The sequence below is a fragment of the Brucella rhizosphaerae genome, from assembly GCF_002252475.1.
Classification (GTDB): domain Bacteria; phylum Pseudomonadota; class Alphaproteobacteria; order Rhizobiales; family Rhizobiaceae; genus Brucella; species Brucella rhizosphaerae.
Window position 1 is genome coordinate 59895 of record NZ_NNRK01000029.1, and the last position, 25844, is coordinate 85738.

Consider the following 25844-nt stretch of genomic DNA (forward strand, 5'->3'; position numbering starts at 1 on the left):
GGATTAAACGGCGTCTTTCACCGCTGTGGCAATTGCTGCTTCATCAATGTCATGCAGGCCAATGACAACGAGACGCGTCTTGCGATCCTCTCCCGCACCCCATGGGCGATCGAAATAATGCTCGATGCGCGAACCAACCGCCTGCACGACCAGACGCATTGGCTTGCCCGGCACGTCGACAAAGCCTTTAAGACGCAGCACATCGTGATCGGCGATAATCGCTTTCAGCTTTTCAGCAAATGCTTTGGGATCGGCAACCGATCCAGCTTCAACGATAAAGCTCTCAAATTCATCATGATCATGTTCATGACCATCGGCATGATGGATTTCATGATGCGATTTGCGGTTTGAAATATCGTCTTCCGTGCCAACACCAAGGCCAAGCAGCACATCGGCACCAAGCTTGCCGAAGCTGGCCGGAACCATGTTGACGCGGCGCGACGAACGTTCAGCAACATCGGCCTTTACCTGCTCCAGCCTGGCCGGATCAACAAGATCGGATTTGTTGAGAACAATCAGATCAGCGGCATGAATCTGATCCTCAAAAAGTTCCTCTAAAGGGCTTTCATGATCAAGAGATTCATCAGCCGCGCGTTGCGCATCGACCTTGTCATGATCGTCAGCAAAACGGCCTTCAGCAACGGCTGCTGCATCAATAACGGTAACCACGCCATCGACTGTGACCTGTGTCTTGATTTCCGGCCAGTTGAAAGCCGCGACCAGCGGCTGCGGCAACGCCAGACCGGAGGTTTCAATGACGATATGATCGGGGCGGTCAGGACGATCCAGAAGCTTGGTCATCGTCGGGATAAAATCATCGGCAACGGTGCAGCAAATGCAGCCATTATTCAGCTCAATAATATCTTCCTCGCGGCAGCTCTCAATGCCACAACCTTTCAGAATACCGCCATCAACGCCGAGATCGCCAAACTCATTGATGATGAGCGCAATCCGCTTGCCATTGGCATTTTCCAGCAAGTTGCGGATCATCGTGGTTTTGCCGGAACCCAGAAAGCCGGTGATCACGGTTGCCGGAATTTTTTGTCCCTGCATCGAATTATCCCTTCATTTTGAGCGGCAGTGCTGCCGCCATGAAATAAACTTCATCTGCCGCTGATGCCACCGCCTGATGCAGAAAACCGGCATGATCGCGAAATTCCCGCGCCATACGGTTTTCCGGCACGATACCAAGCCCCACCTCATTGGACACAAAAACAACAGGGCCGGAAAGCTTTGGTAATACTGCAACAAGCGCATCGATCGCATCAGCAATATCACGCTCTGCCATCATCAGATTGGTAACCCAGAGCGTCAGACAATCAACCAGCACAAAGCGGTCATTGCCGGTATATTTTTCAAGAGAGCTCACAAGTTCGAGCGGCTCTTCCTCCGTTTGCCACTGTGAACCGCGAAGGTCGCGGTGCGCGGCGATACGGCTTTCCATTTCTTTGTCAAACGCACGTCCTGTCGCCAGATAAACTGGTTGAAGCCCGGAAGCTTCAACCAGTTTTTCAGCATATGACGACTTGCCTGAGCGGGCTCCGCCAAGAACGAATGTGATTTTTCCGGACGAAGCCATGATTGTCAGCCCTCAACTTCCGACTTCGCGTAAGCCTGAATGAACCAGCCAAGAGCCAGACCAATAACAACCCACATGAAGAGATTTGTCGCCAAAGATGCAACCGCATATTGCGAAGCAAGCAGCGACGGGATGGGGGAAGAAATATCTTCGGGATGCGGCGCGCCATAAAGATGCGGTGCGATAATCAGCACAAGACCCAGGATCCTGGAAATCATCTCACCACGCAGAACCAGCAGGTAAATGCCGATGCCGCTCAGAACGACCGTTGAAAGCCACCAGAGCTGACGCTGCGCCAGGTCTGCGGCAGGCATGGCGGGCAGTTCCGGCGAAAGGCCAAGTGCTGGCAGGAAAGCAATCGCAAAGAAACCGGCCATACCCCAAAAGATGCCGTTTTGTGGCGTGATACGGCGACCAAGCAGCAGCGCAACACCGCCAAGCAGCAGTGCAAAACCTGTACCAGCAACGAGATTGGCGAGGATTGTATTGCCAAGACGACCGAAGGGCAGTTCGGCTCCCGCTTCTTCGCCCACGCTGGCCAGAGGTGCAGCAGCCGCATGATCATGCGGCTCAGCTTCTGCCGCATGGCTATGTCCGCCACCGGCGTCTTCATAGGTTTCCGCCTGAATGATAAGCGGCACAGTTTTTAAATACATCGCAGGCGTAACCAGAAGCCCCGCCAGAAGGCCCGCTGCGAGCGTGGCCAGAAGATAACGGATTAACATTTTTGTCCCTCAACAACGAAAATTTGCGCCGACGGCCGTCCACCATCGGGCGCTGCAAAGCACCAAGTCCTGGAAACAAACGCTTTAACTGCTCAATGGCAGGGAAAACCGTAGGAATGACGCGTGTCGTGCGCCGAATCGTGCAGCGTATCGGAATGGGCAAGACCCACGCCGTAAATCAGGAACGCACCAAGAAGCAGCGAGACAACAGCCGTACCAAGACGCGTAGCGAGTGGAATGGCCAAAGTGTTGGGAACAGAGTTTTGAGTACGCGCAGCCATGACAACCTCCGTGCAGGCAGCAGGGAAAACCTCCCTTGAGGTGCGGGTAAAATACCCTTCACGCAACAGGCAGGTCTCCTGGCTCACGGGTCTTAAGGATTAAAGCCACCTTCCCGGAAACATTCAATTTTCCAGTGGCCGCCGGTTGCCCGACATGGCTTCATCCCTCACCGCTCTACAGTCGCGGGGTCGGCTGCGATAAAGACGCCCGACATGGGTCCGTCCGTCGCATTCCCTTTTAGTTTTCGTTCAGATTCGTCCGAACGAAAACCTGTTGCATTAAAAGACACTAGGCTTTCGCCTTGATGGCGTCAATCAGTTCGCAATGCTGAACTTCTTGCGTAAACCTTTGCCTTTAAGCCTTACCCAATTGTCGATTGTGTCAGCGTTCAGCATCAGCCTTGGCCACAGCCAAAGCATCAGCCCCAGGACCAAGGTCCATGCAATAACAACATCAGATAGGAAGTGCGCTCCCATAAAGACGCGGTTGAGCGATATCAGGGCCAACAAAGGTACGAGAACAATTGCCGATGGCACTCGGAAGCGCGGAGGCACCAATACCAGTAACGATAGCATGACAGCAGCCACCGACGATTCACCTGAAGGAAATGAGCAGCTGTGGCGGCACACGCCAGCCAATTGCCATGCCGGTGTGAAATGCGCCGTACCGCCGAATTCTATCAAGTGCCTGGGTCGCGCCCTTCCAATGATGAGTTTCAGTCCCTGCACCAGAACCCCGGAACCTAGAATGAAGGTCAAAATGACAAACAGCATTTTATGAGGGGCTATCAAAGGCAGTGGGCGCCACCACAACATATATAACACAAGTAGCGACAACATACCTGTCATCAAATACCATAGGCTAAGCCGATGGATGTCTCTCAGAGCAATCAAGTATGTGTTATGCGACGCGGAAAAATCGCCTGATTGAAATAAGTATCCAGATACATCCAGATCAACATGAGGAAAAATGATAAAGAAACCGCTGGTTACAATGAATACATATAAATAAATTCGCTCCCAACGAATAAATGAATCCGTTATAAAACGGCTCGAATATAATGAAGTACGCACAACAACCTCTAAATATAAACATTACATTATAAAATATGAAAACAATATAAAATATAAAAAGTCAGAAAATTGGCTTTTGTTTGGAAAATTTACGATGAATTTCACTTTAGATAATGGTTATATTTTAACTACAGAATGTATTTATATTTATTTGCGAGCAAGATTAATCTGTCAAAAACTCGGTTTAATCGAATAATTCAGCTATGTAAAAGAGCAAAAGCGGAGAAAATCAGAACCGGTCCGGTTGCAAAGGATCCAATATCAATCGAGCGAAAATAACGCATCGATATCGAGACAATTTTCCAGCCCCAAAGCCAGCTCATCAAGAGCAGCTTCAATACTCTCTCGATAGTTTTCACCAGAGCCACTCACGCCAAGCGAATTCAAAAACTTGCGCCGGAATACACCCGAGCCAAACGCACCATGCAGATAAGTACCCATAATACGGCCATTCCCTGACACGGCCCCATCATAATGATCGCCGATGCGAGCAAAAGGACGGACAGTATCGGGACCATTCGTGCGCCCTATATGGATTTCATACCCGTCAAGGGAAGCATCCAAAAACGCCGATTGTGCCGCAACATTACGAACAACCTTTTCCGGCTCCATAACAGTCTCAACATCGAGCAGGCCAAGCCCTTCAATCTCGCGAACCTCACCTTCAATACCGTCAGGATCGCTGATACGGTTTCCCATCATCTGAAACCCGCCACAAATGCCGAGAACATGACCTCCACGTCGCACATGAGCGTGAAGATCGCGCTCCCAACCATTTTCGCGGAAAGCAATCAGATCCGCTATAGTGGATTTCGTTCCCGGTAAAACCACAAGGCCTGCGTCATGCGGCAAGGACTGGCCGGGCGGAACCATGACAACTTCGACTTGCTCTTCCGCCTTAAGCGGATCCAGATCGTCAAAATTAGCAATACGCGGCAGCATGGGCACTGCCACTTTAAGGGCTTTGGCATCACCACGCGTCACCCGTTCCAATACAACGGAATCCTCTGCTGGCAAGCGTGAAACGGCTTTCAGCCACGGCACGACGCCGAAAGAACGCCAACCGGTGAAGTCCGTGATTGCGGTTAAACCATCATCAAACAGCGAAATATCGCCACGAAACTTGTTGATCAGAAAACCGCGCACCATTGCACGGTCTTCTGCCGACAGGATCGTATGAGTACCAACCAGCGAAGCAATAACACCGCCCCGGTCAATATCTCCCACCAGTACCACCGGCACATTGGCCTGGGTGGCAAAGCCCATATTAGCGATGTCGCCAGCGCGCAGATTGATCTCTGCAGGCGAACCGGCCCCTTCGATCAGTACAAGATCAGCGCCGTCGCTGACGATCGCAAAGGATTCCATCACTGCCGCCATCAGTTGCGGCTTCAACTGCTGATAATAACGTCCACGTGCTTCGCCCCGCACCTGCCCTTGAACAATCACCTGACTGCCCATATCGGTCTGCGGCTTCAAAAGAACCGGATTCATGTGAAAGGAAGACGGCACACCACAAGCCAATGCCTGAAGCCACTGTGCGCGACCAATCTCGCCACCATCATCACTGACAGCTGCATTATTGGACATATTTTGCGGCTTGAATGGCCGAACTTTCAGCCCGCGATTGCGTGCCACGCGGCAAAGACCTGCAACAAGCACGCTTTTGCCGACATCCGAGCCCGTTCCCTGAAACATGATCGCGCGTGTCATGCCCCGTGCCTATCCCAAGTTTCCGCGACTGGCAATCTCCGGCCTTTTAAGCAAGCTTATATGCAAAAATGCGCATCCGTTTATTACAAAAGTGAGCAACATTATTCCAATGGAGCGTTGGCAGCTTGGCGAGGTTATGATCTAGTTGCGATAGGAGGCGCGGTGCTCATAGGGAGGAAACCATGGATACGGCGGACCAGAATCAATTCGAACTCAACGAAGACAAACTCGCTATTCAGGAAATGGCACGTGGCTTCGCTGCCGATTTCGTAGCACCCCATGCATTGCAATGGGATCGCGACAAGCACTTTCCGATCGACGTTATTAAAGATACCGGCCCATTAGGCATGGGTGGTATTTACGTGCGCGACGATGTCGGCGGCTCGGCGCTCAAGCGCTCAGATGCTGTCCTCATTTTTGAGGCGCTGGCTGAAGCTTGTCCGGCTTTTTCGGCATTCATTTCCATACACAATATGGCGGCATGGATGATCGACACGTTTGGCGATGAAAACCAGCGTCAGACATTCCTGCCCAAACTGACGTCCATGGAAACGCTCGCAAGCTACTGCCTTACCGAACCCGGTTCCGGCTCTGATGCGAGCGCGCTTCGCACACGCGCAGAACGTGATGGCGATCACTACGTCGTTAACGGAACAAAACAGTTCATTTCGGGTGCAGGCGCTACAGATATCTACATCACTATGGTGCGTACCGGCGAGGACGGTCCTAAGGGGATTTCCACGCTCGTTGTGCCCAAAGATGCACCCGGCCTGTCTTTTGGTGCCAATGAACACAAGATGGGCTGGAACATGCAGCCCACCCGTACCGTCATTTTCGACAATTGCCGCGTTCCAGTTGCCAATCGTTTGGGCGACGAAGGTACTGGCTTCAAGATCGCCATGGCCGGTCTGGATGGCGGACGACTGAACATCGCTGCCTGCTCATTGGGCGGCGCGCAATCAGCGCTTCACAAGGCACTGGAGTATTCAGGTCAACGCAAAGCTTTTGGCCAGACGATTGATCGCTTTCAGGCTTTACAGTTCCGCCTCGCCGACATGGAAACCGAGCTTTCTGCAGCGCGACAGCTTCTTTATACTGCGGCGAGCAAGCTTGATCGCAAAACACACGATGCGGGCAAATGGTCGGCCATGGCCAAACGTTTTGTGACTGACACAGGCTTCGACGTCGCCAATGACGCGCTGCAACTTTTGGGCGGTTATGGCTATCTGCACGATTATGGCATCGAAAAGCTCGTCCGCGATTTGCGTGTTCACCAAATCCTTGAAGGCACAAACGAGATCATGCGCGTTATCATTGCGCGCCAGATGATCGGACGCTGATACATATATCCCAAGGGAGGAAATTATGGCCACTATCGCTTTTATCGGCCTCGGCAATATGGGCGGCCCAATGGCAGCTAATCTGGTCAAAGCCGGGCATAAGGTCGTTGGTTTCGATCTGCTGGCAGCACATCTCGAAGAGGCGAAAGGCAATGGCCTTGAGATCGCCGGCAGTGCGGAGGAAGCGGTTGCCGATACCGATGCCGTCATCACCATGCTTCCTGCTGGCAAACATGTTCTTTCAGTCTATGAAGACATTGCACCTAAAGCCCGAAAAGACTCACTTTTCATCGATTGCTCGACCATTGATGTCGATTCGGCACGCAGAGCCCATGAGATCGCATCCAAACATGGCCACCTTTCCGTTGATGCCCCCGTATCAGGTGGTACAGGCGGAGCTGCGGCAGGCACTCTCACTTTCATGGCAGGCGGCAGCGATGGCGCTTTTGGCAAAGCCGAACCAATTCTCAAACCTATGGCCGGTAAAATTGTTCATTGCGGCAACGACGGTGCCGGACAGGCCGCCAAGATTTGCAACAATATGATACTCGGCATTTCCATGATTGGCGTCAGCGAGGCATTTGTACTGGCTGAAAAACTAGGGCTTTCCCATCAAGCATTGTTTGATGTGGCCTCAACTTCATCCGGCCAGTGCTGGTCGCTGACGACTTATTGCCCTGTGCCAGGTCCAGTGCCGACCTCACCGGCCAATCGTGATTATAAGCCCGGATTTGCTGCGGCATTGATGCTGAAAGACCTGAAACTTTCACAGGAGGCCGCAAAAAGTTCTGGAGCGACCACACCGTTGGGTGCCCATGCGGAAGAATTATATAGCCGCTTCGATAGCGACGGCCATGGCGGAGATGACTTCTCGGGAATCATCAACTTTTTGCGCACAGCCAATTCTGGTGATTAGGAAGCCTTCAGCAAAAGTATGAAGCAATTTCTTTCCAGAAAAGTGAAAAAACTCGCTTTGTTTAGATTTGCTTAAGTATCTGATAACCGTCCGGTAACGATGTTGAGCTAGAAAGGAGCAAGAGACGGTTCAAACCTTCTCGATGCTCCGGATCTGGTACTGCGTACCGGAGCTTTAGTCTCTCCCACCTGTGTATTGTTTGGTGGGAACGCCATGCGTTTTTGGCAAGACCGTGCACCTGACGAGGCAGCGCGGTTTTTGCCGTTTCACTGGCGCGCGCCCCCGAAAAGGGAGAGACAATTTTCAAAACGAATAGAGGTGAAAGCAAATAATCAGAGCTTTGATCTTATTCATCAGACCGAAACGCGCTCCAACGTCATAAATTATACGTGATTTTTGAACAAGATTTGGCCTCTGCGATTGAATTAAGGCCATAATCCTGTGAAAGCTAGCCCCTGCTTTCTGGATTAGTAAAACGATTTTTTTGCTGGGGCCCATAGATTTTGAATACGACAAGACCAATAACGGCGCCTTCTGCCGAAAAAAACACCTTCGGGCTTCCCGCGGCAATTGTCTTTGTGCTTTGCTATTTTGCCTTTCAGGCGATTTTGGTCACTTTTGTATCAAATGGTGCAGGCCTTGATGATGCAGAGCAGCTCGCCAATATTGGTTATCTCGATTGGGGATATGGCGGCTCGCAGCCACCACTTTACACATGGATAACAAATATTGCTGCGTCGGTGCTTGGCACTTCAATGTTGACGCTGCAAATCGTCAAATTCAGCATGCTTGCAAGCTTGTTTTTGAGTGTATTCGGCGCGATGCGTTTGCTGGGTTTCTCCCGCAGCGTTGCATCAGCATCCATGCTTGGACTGTTTCTCGTTCCGCAAATCGGTTGGGAATCCCAGCGTGCGCTCACACATTCCATCGCAGGAACAGCGGGTTGTGGCTGGGCCTTCCTGGCTTTCGCATGGCACATGCGTGCCCGTCATGTGGGTTCGGCAGCTCTGCTGGGAATCACTATGACGGCGGCCATTTTGGGCAAGTTCAACGCATCAATTTTCGTCATCATGTTGATTGCTACGGGTCTGTCGGTCTCGGAATATAGGAAAATCCTGCTTTCCAAGCTCTCACTCGTCACGATCATCGCCTTCGGAGTTTCGTTTGCACCAACTGGCTTGTGGATGTGGGCGCATAAATCAAGCGTCATCGCACGATCTGCCAAACTGCAAATTGGTGCTTCGGGTAATCTTATAGAAGATCGCTTGTACGGCGTTGGAAGCTTCATCGAAGCCGCATTTCTGTTTTCGATCCTCGTGATTGCGATTGCTGCTATCATCGCACTCATTCATTCCAAACAGCGTTCAACGCCGTCAAAGCAATTTACACCTGGCGAAGAATTCATGCGTCGCCTGCTCGTCATCGGCATGTTGATCGTTCTTGTCGGTGTTGTTGCAGCAGGCGTCAACAATATTAAAGACCGTTGGCTGCAACCGGTTCTGTTCCTGCTACCTGCCGCAACAGCCGTCTGGTTTGAACATTATCGCACGCGCAGTAATGCACTGAGAGATTTTGCGAGGGTCAGCATCTTTGCCGCACTGATTGTACCGCCTATTCTCGGCTATTACCTCACATATGGCTCAAGCACGCCGCCTTATGGGCAGCTCGAATATCAGCGGCTATATGATGAAGTGAAACAGCAGGGTGAATTCAGGACGATCCTTACCGACAATGCCCAGATACCTGGTAATTTCCGGCTGTTTGATCCGTCGCTTCAAGTCATTCACCCGGAAACGCCTTTCGGCGCTTCAAATATAGCCAGACCCACGCTGGTGATGTGGTTCGGCGATTCAAAGCCCAATGAGCGCATAACAGCGCTTATCAATGAGGCACAAATCAAAATCCCTGAGACAGGCATCAGTACGACAAAAATCTCGTACAGAACCCGTCCAGACATGAATATGACCGTAAGTTATTTCCTGCAGAACTAAAAAAAGGTCCGGGCTACAAACCCGGACCTTTTTAATTTACTCAACAGTCTCCTGCACAGCGTGTGCTGTGCCTTTTACGTCACGTCCAACACCGCGAACTGTGTTCGCACAAGATGCTAGCGTGAAAGCACACAGAACGATGGCAACGGGGACAATGCGGGATAGCTTCATGACAGTCTCTCCATGAGATGCGCAATTCAACCAAATATGCCTCCCAAACTACCTGACACGCGCTGCCGGGTATTCTGGCGGTGAAGCCGTTAGTCGGCTGTCACCTATAAAACTTAGCGCACCAATTTTAGCTGGCAAGAGAGAAATTGGGAGAACTTCCAGCAAAAGTACGAAACGGATTTGCGCAGGACAATCCATTAAAACAAATATTTAGAGCAATTCTAACGATTCAACGTTCATTGAACCTGCTCTGGCTATCCTATCAAGTGTGGTTTCCCGGCTTAACCTGATCGAAAGGTGTCGAAACGACCGCTGCGGCGATAAGCTTCAAACACATTACGCAGATGTTCGGCAACGACCTGGATATGCTGTCTCGCGTCAGGCTTGATAAGCATTCCAAGCTGATAACGACCAAGCTGAGGCAGATTATGCTCCGCCCCCAGTGCGACAATCCCCTCTCCAAGCAGCGTTTTACCAAAAGGAGCAATGGCAAGATCAGCCATGATCGCAGCACGCTGGCCTGTTGAGTGAGAGCTCATATAAGCAATGCGGTAAGGACGCCCTGATTTTTCCAGCGCTTCCAGCGCATTTCCACGCCATGCGCAGCCCTCTTCCCAAATGGAAAGGGGCAGCGGATCGCGACGATAAGCTGTACCGCACTTGGCTCCTGCCCAAACCAGCTCTTCATCAAGCAATACCTCGATATCGCCTTTGCTTGGAACCGTATGAGAGAGGTTGATCAGGGTCACATCCAGACGCCGCTCATCAAGACGCTTGCGTAAATTGCTGCTCTGATCAATCACCACATCGACTGTCACACCAGGATGGGTTTCTGCAAAACGCTTCAGCACAAGTGGCAGGACACATTCGCCGATATCATCGGGCGAACCGAGCCGAACCACGCCCGTAACGGTCGGCGCAACAAATTTTGCCACCGCTTCGCGATTGAGAGCAAGCAAGCGTCGCGCATAACCAAGCAGTACTTCGCCATCGCTTGTGAGTGTCACAGACCGAGCATCACGCTCAAAGACCGCAACACCGAGCTGTTCCTCAAGCTTCTTGATTTGCATTGAAACAGCTGAAGGCGTGCGAAACACCACGTTTGCCGCTGCTGAAAAGCTGCCCGTATCTGCAATGGCTGCAAATGTACGCAGCACATCAATATCGAGCATAGGCAGTGGATGCTGAACTGGCGCTGTCATAGTGGACTCCGCTTTTTCTTAGTTCAATTTTTCTGATCTTATACCTTTCTATATTTCGTTTGATTGATCGTCAAGATGGAAGCACACTTCCTGGCAATTGAGATCACTCTGACTGCAAAAACCATTCGATCTCTCTTTTTGATCAGGAGAACAAAAATGAGCATTCAATGTGAAATGATGCAGAAAAGCAGTGCATCAAGTCTGCCGGTGGTCATAAGCCGACTGGAACAGGCTCGCACCCTCGTCATGCAATGGTATGCCAGCTGGATTTATCAGCGCCGCGTCACGCGCAGTCGCCGCGTGCTGGAGGCATTGCCGGAACATATCCTGCACGATATCGGCTGGCCAAACGTTGATGACCGCCTCCCAGGCATACCCAGAAAGCCTTCCTGATGGGAATGCAAAAATGCAATTGAGGGCAGGATAAGCCCTGCCCTCAATTTAGCGACATTCAGCTGCCAATTTACGGCAGGCATTTAGCCGCACTATGCAATCTGAAAGTTCTATGTCTCAATATGTCTATCCTGTTTGCGTCATAGCCTATCCCCTATAAATCCGGGCTGGAGCGACAGAATAACCGGTCAAAAAACGACCGGGTGACTGGGCCTGATTTTGGTCCCAATGTCATGACGGAGGCACAAAGTCTGAACTGCGTCGGGAACCGCAGCAAAGGCTTTCGAGAATGGGAACGATCAGGCTATGAATCAAGCTTCATCGGTTAAGCGGTCTATTGTTTTTTTTCTTGTACCTGACTTCTCGATGATCGCATTCGCGACAGCGATCGAACCGCTGCGCATTGCCAATCGAATGCTTGGTTTTGAGGCTTATCGCTGGCGACTGACATCAACCGACGGCAAACCGGTAACGGCATCCAATGGCGTGGAATGCGCGGTCAATGCATCACTGGAAGACGAGCGTCGTTTTCTTCAGCGCGAACAGCGCCCATCCATGGTGTTTGTCTGCTCCGGCGTCTACGTCGAAGAATTCCGCAACAAGTCGGTCTTTGCGTGGTTGCGCGAGGAATATAACCGCGGGGTCGCGGTGGGCGGTCTTTGTACAGGCGCACATATTCTTGCAGCATCCGGCCTTCTTTCAGGAAAACGCTGCGCCATTCACTGGGAAAATCTGCCCGGCTTTTCAGAAGCTTTTCCGAAAGCAGAAGTCTATGCGGATCTATTCGAGGTCGACAGCAACATCTACACTTGCGCAGGTGGAACAGCATCTCTCGATATGATGCTGAAACTTATAGGCGACGATTTCGATGACAATCTCGTCAATCGCATTTGCGAACAAGCACTCACTGACCGTGTCCGCAATCCGCATGATCGCCAGCGTCTGCCGCTGCGTGCGCGTCTCGGCATTCAAAATTCTAAAATTCTCACCATCATCGAAATGATGGAAGCCAATCTTTCAGAACCAGAAGCTCTCATCAATGTGGCCCATAATATTGGATTGTCACGCCGTCAGGTCGAGCGTCTGTTCCGACAGGAGATGGGCCGGTCGCCCGCACGATACTATCTCGAAATACGCCTCGACCGAGCGCGGCATCTGCTATTGCAATCGTCGATGCCAGTCGTCGAAGTCGCCGTCGCATGTGGCTTCGTTTCCGCGTCGCATTTTTCCAAGTGCTATCGCGAACTTTACGGGCGCTCGCCGCAACAAGAGCGGGCCGAGCGTAAAATGCTCATCGCCGCCTGATCCCAAGCCAATCCATAGGAGCCGCACCTTTCAAGGTGTGGCTTTTCTTTTGAAAACATATAGATAACCACAACCTTTGAATCAAATCGTCAACTTATCTGATGGTCAGATTTTCCTGATCGCAGCGCCATTTAATATCCAGCAAGCTTCGGTCGCCTCACGCCGTTATTATGTCGTAGAATGACAATTGTTGACCCCAGCCAACCACTATGATTCCGTCAAATACAAATGGGATCGCATAAAATGGCAGAGTTTCCTAAGAAAGCGAAAGTCGTAATCATCGGGCTTGGAGGCATCGTCGGCGCATCGGTCGTCCATCACCTTATCGAACGGGGTTGGGACGATATTGTCGGCATCGATAAATCCGGTATTCCAACCGATATCGGCTCGACAGCACACGCATCCGACTTCTGCTATGCGACCAGCCATGACTTTCTGTCTTGCTGGACCACGCTTTATTCCATCGATTTCTATGAGAAGATGGGCCATTACGCCCGTGTTGGCGGGATCGAAGTCGCCCGCGTCGGCGACGATTCCCGCATGGAAGAGCTGAAGCGCAAGGTGGCATCCGGCAAGGCATTTGGCACGCGCGCGCGCCTGATGGAGCCTTCCGAGGTCAAAGAAAAATTTCCGCTTATTGAAGAAAGTCTGGTTCAGGGTGGCTTGTGGGACCCGGATGCGGGACTTGTCATTCCCCGCTCGCAGACTGTTGCCGGCAAGTTGATTGATCAGGCCGAAGCTGCCGGTAAACTGAAAAGCTTTGCCAATACCTCCGCGCAGTCGCTCGTTATTGAAAACGGTCGCATCAAGGGGGTGGTCACGCATCGTGGTACGATTGAAGCCGATTATGTCGTCATTTGCGCCGGTCTATGGGGACGCCTTATCGCTGAAATGGTTGGTGAAGACCTCCCGGTCATGCCAATTGACCATCCACTGACATTCTTCGGTCCCTATAATGAATTTGCCGGAACTGGCAAAGAAATTGGCTGGCCGCTTCTGCGTGATCAGGGCAACTCAGCCTATATGCGCGACACCGGAGATCCGAAGACTGCTGAAGGCGGCCAGATCGAATGGGGCTACTATGAGGAAACCAATCCCCGCCTCTGCCATCCGCGCGATCTTCTGGAAAAGCACGAGGCGCGCCTGTCGCCGTCGCAGCGTGATCTCGACATGGAACAGGTTATCGAACCGCTGGAGCGCGCAATCGAGCTGACGCCTATCCTTGGCGAACTGGGTTACAATGAAAGCCACTCTTTCAATGGCTTCCTTCAGGTCACAACCGACGGCGGCCCATCCATGGGCGAAAGTCAGAAGGTGCGCGGCCTCTGGTATGCCGTCGCAATCTGGGTCAAAGATGGCCCCGGCATGGGCAAGCTCATTGCCGACTGGATGACCGATGGCCGCACGGCAATTGATCACCACGCCATCGATTATTCCCGCTTCTATCCACATCAGATGACCGAACAGTTCATCTGGGATCGCTGCACGGAAACCGCGATGAAGGTCTATAATCCGGCGGTCCACCCGCGTGAGCCTTTTTCAAAGGGTCGTAACATTCGCCGTTCGCCGTTTTACGAACGCGAGAAGGAGCTTGGCGGCCACTTCATGGAATTGGGCGGCTGGGAGCGTGCACACGGTTATGCCGCTAACGAGCACCTGCTGGAAAAATATGGCGCCCGTATTCCGGTGCGCGAAAACGAGTGGGACAACCGCCATTTCTGGCGCGTCTCCAATGCCGAACATCTCGCACTGAGCGAGGATTGCGGCATCATCAATCTCTCGCACTTCGCCATGTACGATATTGAAGGCCCCGATCATGTTGAGCTGATGGAATGGCTATGTGCTGCCAAGATTGGCAGCGATGCAAATATCGGCAAAGGTATCTACACGCACTTCCTCGATGATGAGGGCATGGTGCGCGCCGATTTCACCGCAATCCGCATGGCTGACCGCATCCGCATGATTAACGGTGCCGATGCTGGTCCGCGCGATTTCCATTACATGCGCCGCGTAGCCGAGGATAAGGGCTTTGACGTCAACATTACCGATGTAACGGAAAAATACGTCACCATCGGCATATGGGGACCCAATGCACGTGATAACCTCAAGAAAGTCGTGGAGAACCCGGCAGGCCTCGATCTTGAAAACTTCCCGTTTGCAGCGATCAAGCCACTCCGTATAGCAGGTAAAGATGTAACCGCTTTCCGCATTTCCTATGTCGGCGAACAGGGTTGGGAATTGCACATGCGCTATGAAGACGGCCTCGCCGTCTGGGATGCGCTACGCTCCACTGGCGCAATCGCCGTCGGCGTCGAGACCTATGCCAATACACGGCGTATGGAAAAAAGCCTTCGTCTTCAGAATGCTGATCTGCTGACCGAGTATAATCTGCTCGAAGCAGACCTCGCCCGCCCAAAAGTCAAGGAAGCTGATTTCTGTGGCAAGGCGAAACATCTTGAATATAAGGCTCGCGAGCACCAGCCCGCCATGCTTTGCACACTGGTTATGAGCGAGAACGTCGATTCCAAAGGCGTCGCTCGCTATCCGGTTGGCATCTTGCCGGTCATGGACCCTGAAACCGGTGAAACACTGGTCGATGAACTCGGCCGCCGTTCGTTCACCTCATCCATCGCCTACGGCCCGACCATCGGCAAGAACATTGCGCTTGCCTATCTGCCCTGGTCCTATTGTCAGGAAGGTCGCCAGCTGAACGTCGAATATTTCGGCGAGACCTATCCTGTCGAGGTTGTATCGATTGGCTACAAGCCGCTTTACGACCCCGAAAATCTCAAGCCTCGCAGCTGATAACAAAAGCCAACAAAAAGCCGGGGCAATACCCCGGCTTTTTCAGTTTCAAACGGTCTGCTTACTGAATGGTCGCCTTACCGCCGGAAATCGTAATTGTTTCGTCGCCCTTCAGCGCCTCACGATCACCGTTCGGGAATGTTACAAAACAACCGCTACTGCAAAAATCAACCGTCTCACCCGGAGCAACCAGCATTTCACGCTTGGACGCGCCTTCTGTGACGACGATAGTCTGCGCTGAGCTATCATTATTGGCAACTGTCGCTGCATAAAGGCTCGGTATGGAGAATGAAATCGCGAGCATCGCACCGATCGCGACCTTGCCAGCATAATTGACCTGAGTTCTGTTCATATCGTTTCAGCGTTTCCGCCGCTCCCGCTACAATCCGAATATTCGGGCCGAGTATTCGACCCCATTACTCCGAGACAGTCCGCCTGCCCTCTTCATCATCATTTATAAGGCTTCAAAACTGAACTGCAACTGAACGACACGTTCATAAATTGCTTCCGTTTGTTCAGACCTTGTCGTCGTGTTCCGGCTTTTCGGCCTTTTCAGGCTCTGCCGGCTTTTCCTTCTGCATTTTCGCAGCGCGTGGCGCATCCTTGTTCACGAGTTCGGAAAGCTTCTCGATTTCAGGCACACCAAGCACAAGGTCCGTGGAAGATGAAGCCAGCTGAATGCCTTCCGCGTGGAACCGCTCCACAATCTGGAATCGCAACTCGTTTTTGATACCACCGGTCGATGTAATATCTGCGACATGCGCGTAGACATCAAAGATCATCAGCGAGTCAGTCATGCTCTGAAACGCTACGAACGGCTCGGGGTTCTTCAGGATCGATGGATGACTGCGGATGATTTCAAGCAGCAGCGTATGAACACGACGCGGCTCATCTGTGTACGCTGCCTGAACATTGATATCGATGCGGCCAAGTTTGTTGCGAAGCGTCCAGTTACCGACATTGCCGTTAATAAGCGTGGAGTTCGGAACCACGATTGACTGCTTCTGGAACGTCTCGACTTCGGTCGCACGAACACTGATCTTCTTGACAATACCGCTGACGGTTCCCGCTTCAACCCAGTCTCCAACCTTGAACGGCCGTTCAGCCAGCAGGATAAGGCCAGATACGAAGTTCTGGACGATATTCTGAAGACCAAAACCGATACCAAGTGACAGACCACCTGCAATGAGTGCAAGGCTTGAAAGATTGAAGCCTGCCGCGGACACCGCAACAAGTGCGGCAAGAACCAATCCGACATAACCAATCACAGTACGGATCGAATTGCGCACACCGGAATCAACCCGCCCGCGCGCCATAACGCTGTTATCAAGCCAATTCTGGAACCAGCGCGTCATCAGATACACAAGAACGAAAAGCGCGATCCCCGTGAAAATTCCCATCAGCGAAATGGAAATACTGCCGATCTGGAAGCCCGTCATCAGATTGTAGAATGTGCTTTTCAGCTCCGACCACTGAAAACCGAACTGCATCAGCACCAGCGGTATGCCGACCAATGCAACGACAAAGTTGATCAGAATACCGACCGCCAGCCCGATCTGGTCGAGCGTTGCTTCATCAAAATGAAACCGGTCACGCATTACCCGCCCGATCGGGCTGGAAGCGAAAGCCTGTTCTTCCGAAATTGCTCGTCCCGTCAGAAAGCCGAGATACATCGTAACAAGGAAGGCTCCGGTCACAACGATTTGCTGTGCAGCAAAGCGGGCAAGACCAATGAAACCGAAACCCGCCGCAACGATCGGCAGAAGACCCAGAATTATCAGGAAAATCTTGAATGCTTTAGGCCAGGGACGAACGCCCTCTTCACCATTTCTCTCGATAGGCTTCAACAACGCGATGATCAGTATAAAAATGCCAATTACGACCGTTGAAAGCAGGCTTTTCGCCATCGTCAGCGAAAGTGGTGAGGAAAGGATCTGATTGACTTTTCCGAAGAACGAGTCGAGCCCGTTGATCAAAGCCATACCTGTAATGAGCCAGACAAGAACCCTGCCCGGACGGGGCGCAACAGGCACCAGTCGCCATGCTGGTGTGTAAGGACTGATACAGGCAAATGCGAGCCTGCTGATAAAGAAAACAATGCCGAGAACGATAAAGAGCGACTGTAAAAGTGCTGCTATATCAGGTCTCAAAACATTGAAATAATTCAGAAAGAAATATGTAGTGGCAAGAAAAACGCCAACGGCACCCGATGGGATCGCGGTAGACCAGAAGGCCACTGACAGGCGGCTAAGATAGGACGGTGCTTCAATTGTCGGATCACGCTCATAAAGGGAACCAAGCACACGGCGTGCACCGAGCTGGATGACGAGCGCTGCAACGAAGGCAAAAAATGCGGCAGCCAGAAACGAATTCAATTTAAACGTGGAAACGAAACGCCACCATGATTTCACGATACTCCAGAGTGAAATCATCTGGTCATTTGCAGCCGATGTCACTTCCGACCCAAGCGTCAGATCAAGGCTGACGCGTTGCGACAGGGTCTGGGCGAACAAATCACGCCGCATATTGCCGATTTTTGCCGACATTTGATTGACTGAAAGCGATGCATCTTCCGTTTCGCCAATCACTGCGTTGATTTCGGCCTTTTCAGCCGCCAATCGCGCACGTTCTTCCGCAACGATGGGAGGCTCTGCCGGTTGATCGCCGGAAGGGGCTGCACCAAGTTGCTCAAGACGCGTATTGATTTCCGTCAGACGCGGACGAAACGCCACGCCTGCATCGAGAAGCTTCTTGGAAAGGCCATCAAGCTGCAGCTTGAGGTTGGCAAGCGTTTCATCACTGGTTGCCGACTTCTGCAACTGATCATTGATAGTTTTGGTTTGCTGCTTGAGATCGTTGATGATCGGCTTTTGCTGCTGCACCACGCTGGATACAGGCACACTCTCCGCCGGAGTTGCAAGAGCGGACGGAACCGCAGTTTCCGCTGGTTTTGCTGGAGCTGTTTGTGCGGCGGCAGGCTGCGCCTGTTGCGGCTTGTTATCCTGGGCAAACGAATTATCCAGCGCGCCAAGCGACACAGCAAAAGTGGTCATTGCAAATGCAACGGCGCGGAACGTCGATAAATATGCCAATTTGAACTCTGCCAATTTCACAATCACTGTTTCAACATAAAGCGCTTTAAAGCGGAATCTAGTGTTCAGGTTCCGATATTTGCTCGACGCCTGTCATCCGGGAAAGCAAATATCGGAATCAAGAGACGGCTAGCAATCACATTCAACGAGTGGATTTTTTGAATTTGATATTTGAAACAGCACGAGCGTCGGCCAAGATTCAAACGTCAAATTCAATCCACTAGCCCTACAACATCGGCCTGAAAATCCAAATCTGTTTTGTAGTCGAACGAATGTTTCTGTTGGTGAGTTTGGCCCATACTCAGGTGCGAATTCGCTCTGTACCACAAGCCTCCATTTAAAACGACATGCTGAACGCGACAGAAATAGATTCCAATTTGTGAATCGATGCTGTAGGTGTCAACGCTAAGTACCGAGAAGATGACGAACTTTTCCAATCGGGCTTTGCATAAAATCGAATAACTAGAGCAGGTTAGACCGTTAGGAAAACCGCTCTGGCACTGGCTAATTTCTGCGGAAAGACTGTAGAGGAAAGTCCGAGCGTTTTGATTAAAGGCATTAAAAACAGAGATCAGGACACTGATCGTCGTCACCAGCATGGCCTCATGCTGTTTGTGACGTGCGTCCTGTCGTTTGCAGCCTTTATGTTTGCGGTGGACCTTTCAGCACTCGGCAACGAAGCCTTCCGCAACACACCCAAAAATATGGCCGCGCAGCAAGTCGCAGATGCGCCTGCAATACCTGCTCGTCAGCAATCAACGCCTGCATCGCAGCCAATGCGTGCTGTGCTGGCCGAGGCAATTGCAGCGAAAATCAAGGCCACGTATCCTGACGGAAACGGCACAGGCCTTTCGGCTCTGCCAAATGAACTGGCGTTCTTCGAAGCAAAACCTGTCGAAGCTGTAAACGCTGCCAAGTTTTTGAGACTTTCGCGAAGCACTTATGCTTCGGTTCGCGCGCCACCATTAAGCGCCTGAAAGCCATCCTTGAGATTGGCACTGACCAATCCTGAATCACTTACGAAGAAATGCGCCTTAAGCTTTTGTATTTAATACGAAATTCTAAGCGCTCAATATCCGGAATTTCAACTCATGCGTACTTCTAAATGGGTCGCTGTGCTTTATGGACTGATCGTTCTGATCGGTATCATTATCGCCTTGCCCAATTTCTTCACACAACAGCAACTCGAAGCGATGCCGTCGTGGTTCCCGAAACGACAGGTAACGCTTGGCCTTGATCTGCGTGGTGGCTCCTATCTCGTTCTCGAAGTGGATGCAGCTACTCTCAAGAAAGATCGCCTTCGCTCCTTGCTTGATGACGCTCGCAGCAAATTGCGTACCGAGCGCATTCAGCCGCAATCCATCCGCGCTGTAGGCGATGCTGTCATCGTGAGCATCCCGGACTCGGTTCAGCGTACACAGGCTGAAGTTGCACTGCGTACTTTGATTTCGCAGGTCAATACGAGCGGCTTTGGCACAGCAATCAACGATATCGATGTCACCTCCACTGACAATCAGATTCGTTTGACGCTGACGGAAGCTGGCTTCAACTATCGTCTGGACTCAGCCCTTCAGCAGAGCCTTGAAATCATTCGCCAGCGTGTGGATCAGGTCGGCGTTGCCGAACCATCGATCCAGCGTGTCGGTTCCGACCGTATCGTCGTTCAGCTTCCCGGTCTTCAGGACCCTGCACAACTTCGTCAGCTTCTCGGAAGCACCGCGAAGATGAGCTTCCATATGGTAGCGGACGCAAATCCAAATGATGCGCCGCCTCCCGGGGTCAGCATTCTGCCGGATTCCAAAGATCCGAATATCAAATACCCGATTGAAGATCAGATCGCCCTCTCCGGTGAACGCCTGACTGATGCGCGCGCCGGCTTCGATCAGCGCACCAACGAACCAATCGTGTCATTCCGTTTCGACAGTCTTGGTGCACGTCAGTTTGCTGATATCACGACCAAGAACGTCAACCGCCCTTTTGCAATCGTGCTCGATGGCAAGGTGCTGAGCGCCCCGGTTATTCGCGAACCGATTACGGGTGGCAACGGCCAGATCAGCGGCAGTTTTACGGTTCAGGATAGTGTTGTTCTTTCGGCGCTTCTGCGCGCTGGCGCCCTGCCAGCTCCGCTCACAGTTATCGAAGAACGCACAGTCGGTCCGGATCTGGGTGGCGACGCCATCAAGATGGGTCTCGTTACAGGCATCATCGGCTTTGTTCTCGTGGCCGTATTCATCCAGCTCCTTTATGGTGTCTGGGGGACGATTGCCAACGTAGCGCTTCTGCTCCACACCCTTTTGACCTTCTCCGCGTTGAGCCTCATTGGAGCGACGCTCACATTGCCCGGTATCGCCGGTATCATTCTGGGTATCGGTATTGCGGTTGATGCGAATATTCTCATCAACGAACGTATTCGTGAAGAAACGCGAAAAGGTCTGGGTGCAATGGCTGCACTCGATAAAGGCTTTCATAGCGCCTTTTCGACCATCGTGGATGCGAATGTCACATCCCTGATCTCCACATTGCTGCTGTTTACATTCGGTACGGGTCCAGTACGTGGTTTCGCAATTACCATGATGCTCGGTATCGCGATTTCCATGTTCACGGACGTGACGCTGGTGCGCATGGCAATGGCCTGGTACGTTCGCAAGCGTAAGCTGAAAGTACTTATTATCGAGCCATTCCTGAAATTCGTTCCTGAAAAGACGAATATCAGCTTCATGAATGCACGCTTTATCGGTATCGGCGTCTCAATCGTTCTGTCGATCCTGTCGATCGGCCTGTTCTTCAAGCCGGGCCTGAATTACGGCATCGACTTCAAGGGCGGTATTCAGGCGGAAATCGTTACATCACAACCAGCCAATCTGGCGCAGCTGCGTGAGAAACTTGGCGCGTTGGGATTGGGTGAAGTTGCACTTCAGTCTGCTGGTAGCCCGAATAACGTTCTGATCCGTATTCAGCGTCAGGATGGTGGTGAGGAAGCGCAGACGGTTGCCGTCAACAAAATGCGCGAAGCCGTGACGGAACTCGATTCTGGTGTGAAAATCGAACGCACCGAGGTTGTCGGACCGAAGGTTTCCGGCGAGCTCGCTCGCTCCGGCTTCATCGCCGTCATCCTGTCCGCACTCGGTATGCTTATCTATCTCTGGTGGCGTTTCGAGTGGTTCTTTGCGATGGGCGCGATTATCACGCTTATCCTTGACACCACAAAGATGGTCGGGTTCTTCGCGCTATTCCAGCTCGATTTCAACCTCACAGCCATCGCAGCCCTTCTGACGGCTATCGGTTACTCCGTAAACGATAAGGTCGTGGTTTATGACCGCATGCGTGAAAACATGCGCCTTTATAAATCGAAGCCACTGCGCGAGATTGTCGATCTGAGTATCAATCAGGTGCTCGTACGCTGTATCTATACCTCCATGACAACATTCCTGTGTATGCTTCCAATGGCTATATGGGGCGGCAGTGCGGTTCACAATTTTGCCGTGCCGATGTTGTTCGGTATCTTTATTGCGACCTCTTCGTCGATCTTCATTGCAGCACCGATCCTGCTTCTGCTGGGTAACTGGTGGCAGCACCGCCAGCAGGCCCATCAGGCTCTTGAAGACAACGCTGCAGCGCAGAAATAATCCCTTTGCCGGGCATGGTTTCGACCATGCCCGGCTCTCCCTGAAAATTTTACAAGACTGAGAACGGGAAGGCATCCCTATGCCCCATGACACGCCTTTGATTGCGACAATCGTCATTGGGTTATGCCTGGCCTTTATTTTCGGCACCATCGCCACCCGTCTCAAGATATCTCCCCTCGTCGGCTATCTGCTCGCCGGTGTCATTGCTGGCCCGCATACACCCGGTTTTGTGGCCGATCAGGACCTCATTCCGCAGCTTGCCGAAATTGGCGTTATCCTGCTGATGTTCGGCGTCGGACTTCACTTCTCGCTCAAAGACCTTCTCTCTGTGAAAGCCATTGCGGTACCCGGCGCGCTGGCGCAGATCGCAACCGCCGCGGCATTGGGCACCGCCCTTGGTCTGGCACTTGGCTGGGACGTGAAAGCTGGTCTTGTTTTTGGCCTCGCTCTCTCAACAGCGAGCACCGTGGTCCTTTTGCGCGCGATGCAGGATCTTCGTCTCATCGATACGGAACGAGGACGCATCGCTGTTGGCTGGCTTATTGTCGAAGACCTTGCAATGGTCATGGCGCTGGTTCTTCTGCCTGCGCTGGCAAGCATTGGAGGCCAGACCGACCATGTCGCAGCAAGTGATCCTATTGCTGAATGGCTCGGTCTTGGTATCGGTGGCATTATTCTTTTCACCATCGCGAAGGTTGCCGTTTTCGTGGCGCTTATGCTGGTCGTGGGGCGCAAGGTGATCCCCTGGTTGCTGAATGTCATTGTTCAGACCGGCTCGCGTGAACTTTTCAGGTTGGGTGTTCTCGCCATTGCGCTCGGTGTTGCTTTTGGCGCAGCCCATCTGTTTGGCGTTTCTTTTGCACTGGGTGCGTTTTTCGCAGGCATGGTGATGAGCGAGTCCGAACTCAGTCATCGGGCAGCGGAAGAATCTCTGCCGCTGCGGGACGCTTTCGCAGTGCTGTTCTTTATTTCCGTTGGCATGCTGTTTGATCCGATGAGCCTCATCCGTGATCCCCTGCCCCTGATTGCAACTCTCGCCATTATTCTGATCGGCAAATCGGTTGCCGCGTTTTTTATCGTCCGCCTTTTCAAGCGACCAGTTGGAACTGCTCTGACAATTTCGGCAAGCCTTGCACAGATCGGCGAATTCTCGTTCATTCTGGCAGGCCTCGGTGTCAGCCTCAATCTGCTGCCCCCCGAAGGTCGTGATTTGATTCTCGCCGGGGCAATTCTCTCCATCTTCCTCAATCCGGTCATGTTCATCGTTGCCGAGCGGATGCGACCATGGATTGAGAAAAGAATGGGCAACGACATAACGGCCGCTGACTCTGGTGAAGCGAATGTGGATGTATCGGAACCCGAACCTCTGCCGCTGACTGCTCTCAAACGTCACACAATCGTCGTTGGCTATGGGCAAATCGGCAAGCGTGTGGCGGCAAGCCTTCAGGAAAAGCACATGCCTTTTCTCGTGATCGAAGATTCGCCCAAGATTTATTTCAGATTGAAAGAAATTGGCATTGAAGCTATTGCGGGAAATGCGTCAGATGCTGAAATATGGAAGGCGGCGAATCCTGAGGAGGCAATCAATCTCGTGATTGCCATTCCAAATGCATTTGAAGCAGGTCGTGCAACATCACTTGCCCGCGCGGCGAACCCGGATTTGCGCATTATTGTGCGTGCCTGTTCGCCAGCTGAAGCACAATATCTGCACGATCTTGGTGCAGACTCAGTCATTCTTGGCGAAGCGGAAATCGCTGGGGCCATGGAGAGAGCTATTATAAATGGAAAGCGGAGCGAGAGCGTTCAGGCACCTCACGCACCGTCCGAACCACCGGTTGCAATGAATGGGATGGAACCCAAAGCAACCTGAAGGATCGGAAAGACAGATGAGCAAAGGGGAAAACATGCGAATTGAATGTGCGGTGGCCAGTTAATGAAATTCAAGGATTATATCTGGCCAGTAATAGGCATCTGCGCAGTCGCTATTTCAGCATGGCTTCTTTATCGGGAATTGCGCAGCATATCTCTTGATGACGTTCTGGATAGCCTTTATGCGATCCGCGCCCATCATTGGTTGCTCGCGAGCGCAGCCGCACTTCTCGCTTATAGCTCACTTGCAGGTTACGACCGCATCGCGCTTCTTCATCTGCGCCGCAAAATATCCTGGCTCTTCATCGCACTTTGCTCTTTCACCACCTACGCTTTGTCGCACAATATCGGTGCATCGGTTGTCTCGGGCGCTGTTGTGCGTTACCGCGCCTATTCCTCGCAGGGCATGCCTGGCAGTGAAATTGCGGTACTGATCGCATTCTGCTCATTCACCTTCGTGCTCGGTGTCATCATTACATCCAGCATCGTTCTACTGCTGGAGCCGCATATCCTGATGCGCTTCAATGAAGACCTGACCCCGACAGTCTCCATAGTCATCGCATTGATTATGCTTGCTTTCGTTCTGCTCTATGTCTTTGGCAGCTGGCTGCAGCTTCGCCCATTGCAGATCGGAAAGTTTCGTCTGGAGTATCCGCGTCTGCCGGTGGTGACACAACAGCTCATCGTGGCTCCGCTCGAATTGATCGGCGCTGCTGGCATCATTTATTTTGCGCTTCCAGAAGCAGGAAACCCCGGCTTCCTGATCATCCTCGGCATCTTTCTGGTCTCATTCTCGGCAGCCCTCATATCCCACGCACCCGGCGGACTGGGCGTTCTCGAACTGGTGTTCCTCACAGGATTGCCGGATATGAATCAGGCCGATGTTCTGGCAGCTCTCATCGTCTTCCGCTTGCTTTACCTTCTGATACCATTCGCCATATCGCTGATCGTGGTTCTGGTTTTCGAGAAGTCGCAATTCGTTCTTCGCTGGAACGACAAGCAAAAGAAGTAGCACCTGAAAGGCGGGTATAATTTTCACTTACCCGCCTCAATTTGAATTAATTTTCCTTAAACTGGCATCAAACAGTCCCTATCTTGGAAATTGCTTCGCATAACCTCCCAATGCACAGCACAAATAGCCTTCTCCCAAGGCCTTTCCAAGAGGAACTAACGCATGCCTGCGACATTGATCATCCCCGGTTATAAGGGATCGGAAGCAGGCCACTGGCAGCGCCAATGGTTGCATGACGATCCGTCAGCAGTGCTCGTCGAACAAGATGACTGGCACTATCCGGTGCTATCCGACTGGATGCACGCGCTCGAAGCCAAGCTCGCCGAAAATCCCGGCGCGGTTCTGGTAGCTCATAGTCTTGGCTGTATTCTTGTATCACATCTCGCAAGCCGCCCTGCGGCAGCGCATGTTGCGGGTGCTCTTCTGGTCGCTCCTGCAGACGTCGAGACCATGGCCCGCAAGGATAGACGTTTTAGCAGTTTCGCTCCTTTACCGCGTCATGAACTGACTTTCCCATCCATTGTCGTTGCAAGCCGCAATGACAATTATATGAGCTTCGCCAAGGCGGAAGCACTCGCAAATGTCTGGGGTTCAGGTTTTGTCGATGTCGGCCATGCCGGGCACATCAATATTGAAAGCGGCTTCAGCAGCTGGCCGGAAGGCTCGATCTTAGCCTCTTCGCTGCACCGCGAACCGATCGCACACACGCTCTCCCAAGCAGCGTGACCGCAAACCGCCCGTTACTTTACA

21 protein-coding genes and 1 riboswitch are annotated in these 25844 nt (G+C 52.1%); of the genes, 11 read left to right on the forward strand and 10 right to left on the reverse strand.

Annotated elements, in window-relative coordinates; translation table 11 throughout:
• Window positions 1-3 precede the first annotated feature (3 nt).
• The 6 genes from cobW to CEV32_RS13055 form a co-directional block, all read right to left on the reverse strand.
• Window positions 4-1053 (reverse strand): cobalamin biosynthesis protein CobW, encoded by a 1050-nt coding sequence (cobW, locus tag CEV32_RS13030; RefSeq protein WP_094577556.1) that lies wholly within the window; start codon window positions 1051-1053, stop codon window positions 4-6.
• 4 nt (window positions 1054-1057) lie between these two features.
• Window positions 1058-1579, reverse strand: coding sequence for a bifunctional adenosylcobinamide kinase/adenosylcobinamide-phosphate guanylyltransferase (cobU, locus tag CEV32_RS13035; RefSeq protein WP_094577557.1), 522 nt, complete (start codon window positions 1577-1579; stop codon window positions 1058-1060).
• A 5-nt stretch (window positions 1580-1584) separates the two neighbouring features.
• Complete coding sequence (locus CEV32_RS13040; protein WP_094577558.1) at window positions 1585-2304, reverse strand: CbtA family protein; 720 nt, start codon at window positions 2302-2304, stop codon at window positions 1585-1587.
• Window positions 2305-2396: 92 nt separating this feature from the next.
• Window positions 2397-2585 carry a CbtB domain-containing protein gene (locus CEV32_RS13045; RefSeq protein ID WP_094577559.1) on the reverse strand — a complete coding sequence of 63 codons (189 nt, stop codon included), beginning with the start codon at window positions 2583-2585 and terminating at the stop codon, window positions 2397-2399.
• A 51-nt stretch (window positions 2586-2636) separates the two neighbouring features.
• A riboswitch (cobalamin riboswitch) is annotated at window positions 2637-2875 on the reverse strand.
• A gap of 25 nt (window positions 2876-2900) precedes the next feature.
• Window positions 2901-3659, reverse strand: a complete 759-nt coding sequence (locus CEV32_RS13050) for a phosphatase PAP2 family protein (RefSeq protein ID WP_143128828.1) — start codon at window positions 3657-3659, stop codon at window positions 2901-2903.
• A 261-nt stretch (window positions 3660-3920) separates the two neighbouring features.
• Window positions 3921-5372, reverse strand: coding sequence for a cobyric acid synthase (locus tag CEV32_RS13055; protein ID WP_094577561.1), 1452 nt, complete (start codon window positions 5370-5372; stop codon window positions 3921-3923).
• A gap of 182 nt (window positions 5373-5554) precedes the next feature.
• Here CEV32_RS13055 and CEV32_RS13060 point away from each other — a divergent pair, with 182 nt between their 5' ends.
• From CEV32_RS13060 to CEV32_RS13075, 3 genes are all read left to right on the forward strand, one after another.
• On the forward strand, window positions 5555-6712 hold the full coding sequence (locus CEV32_RS13060) for an isobutyryl-CoA dehydrogenase (RefSeq protein ID WP_094577562.1): 1158 nt from the start codon (window positions 5555-5557) through the stop codon (window positions 6710-6712).
• Between the two features lie 25 nt (window positions 6713-6737).
• Window positions 6738-7628 carry a 3-hydroxyisobutyrate dehydrogenase gene (mmsB, locus tag CEV32_RS13065; protein WP_094577563.1) on the forward strand — a complete coding sequence of 297 codons (891 nt, stop codon included), beginning with the start codon at window positions 6738-6740 and terminating at the stop codon, window positions 7626-7628.
• Window positions 7629-8131: 503 nt separating this feature from the next.
• A complete protein-coding gene (locus CEV32_RS13075) occupies window positions 8132-9619 on the forward strand; it encodes an ArnT family glycosyltransferase (RefSeq protein ID WP_094577565.1) in 1488 nt (495 codons plus the stop codon).
• A 36-nt stretch (window positions 9620-9655) separates the two neighbouring features.
• On the opposite strand, the gene CEV32_RS13080 is transcribed toward CEV32_RS13075, so the two are convergent.
• Complete coding sequence (locus CEV32_RS13080) at window positions 9656-9790, reverse strand: entericidin A/B family lipoprotein (protein WP_007875604.1); 135 nt, start codon at window positions 9788-9790, stop codon at window positions 9656-9658.
• 281 nt (window positions 9791-10071) lie between these two features.
• Window positions 10072-10992, reverse strand: coding sequence for a LysR family transcriptional regulator (locus tag CEV32_RS13085; protein WP_094577566.1), 921 nt, complete (start codon window positions 10990-10992; stop codon window positions 10072-10074).
• A 156-nt stretch (window positions 10993-11148) separates the two neighbouring features.
• Between CEV32_RS13085 and CEV32_RS13090 the strand changes: the two genes are divergently transcribed.
• The 3 genes from CEV32_RS13090 (at window position 11149) to CEV32_RS13100 (ending at window position 15495) form a co-directional block, all read left to right on the forward strand.
• Window positions 11149-11385, forward strand: coding sequence for a DUF1127 domain-containing protein (locus CEV32_RS13090; RefSeq protein ID WP_094577567.1), 237 nt, complete (start codon window positions 11149-11151; stop codon window positions 11383-11385).
• A 306-nt stretch (window positions 11386-11691) separates the two neighbouring features.
• The gene (locus CEV32_RS13095) at window positions 11692-12690 is read left to right on the forward strand and encodes a GlxA family transcriptional regulator (RefSeq protein ID WP_094577568.1); all 999 of its coding nucleotides are present in this window, start codon (window positions 11692-11694) and stop codon (window positions 12688-12690) included.
• Between the two features lie 243 nt (window positions 12691-12933).
• Complete coding sequence (locus tag CEV32_RS13100) at window positions 12934-15495, forward strand: GcvT family protein (RefSeq protein ID WP_094577862.1); 2562 nt, start codon at window positions 12934-12936, stop codon at window positions 15493-15495.
• 61 nt (window positions 15496-15556) lie between these two features.
• Here the strand turns inward: CEV32_RS13100 and CEV32_RS13105 are convergent, their stop codons facing one another.
• Window positions 15557-15847: a hypothetical protein gene (locus tag CEV32_RS13105; protein ID WP_094577569.1), complete on the reverse strand. Its 291-nt coding sequence runs from the start codon at window positions 15845-15847 to the stop codon at window positions 15557-15559.
• Between the two features lie 163 nt (window positions 15848-16010).
• Window positions 16011-18548, reverse strand: coding sequence for a mechanosensitive ion channel domain-containing protein (locus CEV32_RS13110; RefSeq protein WP_374882976.1), 2538 nt, complete (start codon window positions 18546-18548; stop codon window positions 16011-16013).
• A gap of 644 nt (window positions 18549-19192) precedes the next feature.
• Between CEV32_RS13110 and CEV32_RS13120 the strand changes: the two genes are divergently transcribed.
• The 5 genes from CEV32_RS13120 to CEV32_RS13140 all read left to right on the forward strand — a co-directional run bounded on the left by CEV32_RS13120 (window position 19193) and on the right by CEV32_RS13140 (window position 25820).
• Window positions 19193-19564 carry a hypothetical protein gene (locus CEV32_RS13120; protein ID WP_235818818.1) on the forward strand — a complete coding sequence of 124 codons (372 nt, stop codon included), beginning with the start codon at window positions 19193-19195 and terminating at the stop codon, window positions 19562-19564.
• A gap of 114 nt (window positions 19565-19678) precedes the next feature.
• Window positions 19679-22213, forward strand: coding sequence for a protein translocase subunit SecD (secD, locus tag CEV32_RS13125; RefSeq protein ID WP_094577571.1), 2535 nt, complete (start codon window positions 19679-19681; stop codon window positions 22211-22213).
• A 79-nt stretch (window positions 22214-22292) separates the two neighbouring features.
• Window positions 22293-24083 carry a YbaL family putative K(+) efflux transporter gene (gene ybaL / locus CEV32_RS13130; protein WP_094577572.1) on the forward strand — a complete coding sequence of 597 codons (1791 nt, stop codon included), beginning with the start codon at window positions 22293-22295 and terminating at the stop codon, window positions 24081-24083.
• Window positions 24084-24146: 63 nt separating this feature from the next.
• Window positions 24147-25094: a lysylphosphatidylglycerol synthase domain-containing protein gene (locus tag CEV32_RS13135; RefSeq protein ID WP_094577573.1), complete on the forward strand. Its 948-nt coding sequence runs from the start codon at window positions 24147-24149 to the stop codon at window positions 25092-25094.
• Between the two features lie 162 nt (window positions 25095-25256).
• Window positions 25257-25820, forward strand: coding sequence for an alpha/beta hydrolase (locus CEV32_RS13140; protein ID WP_094577574.1), 564 nt, complete (start codon window positions 25257-25259; stop codon window positions 25818-25820).
• The last annotated feature ends 24 nt before the right edge of the window (window positions 25821-25844 follow it).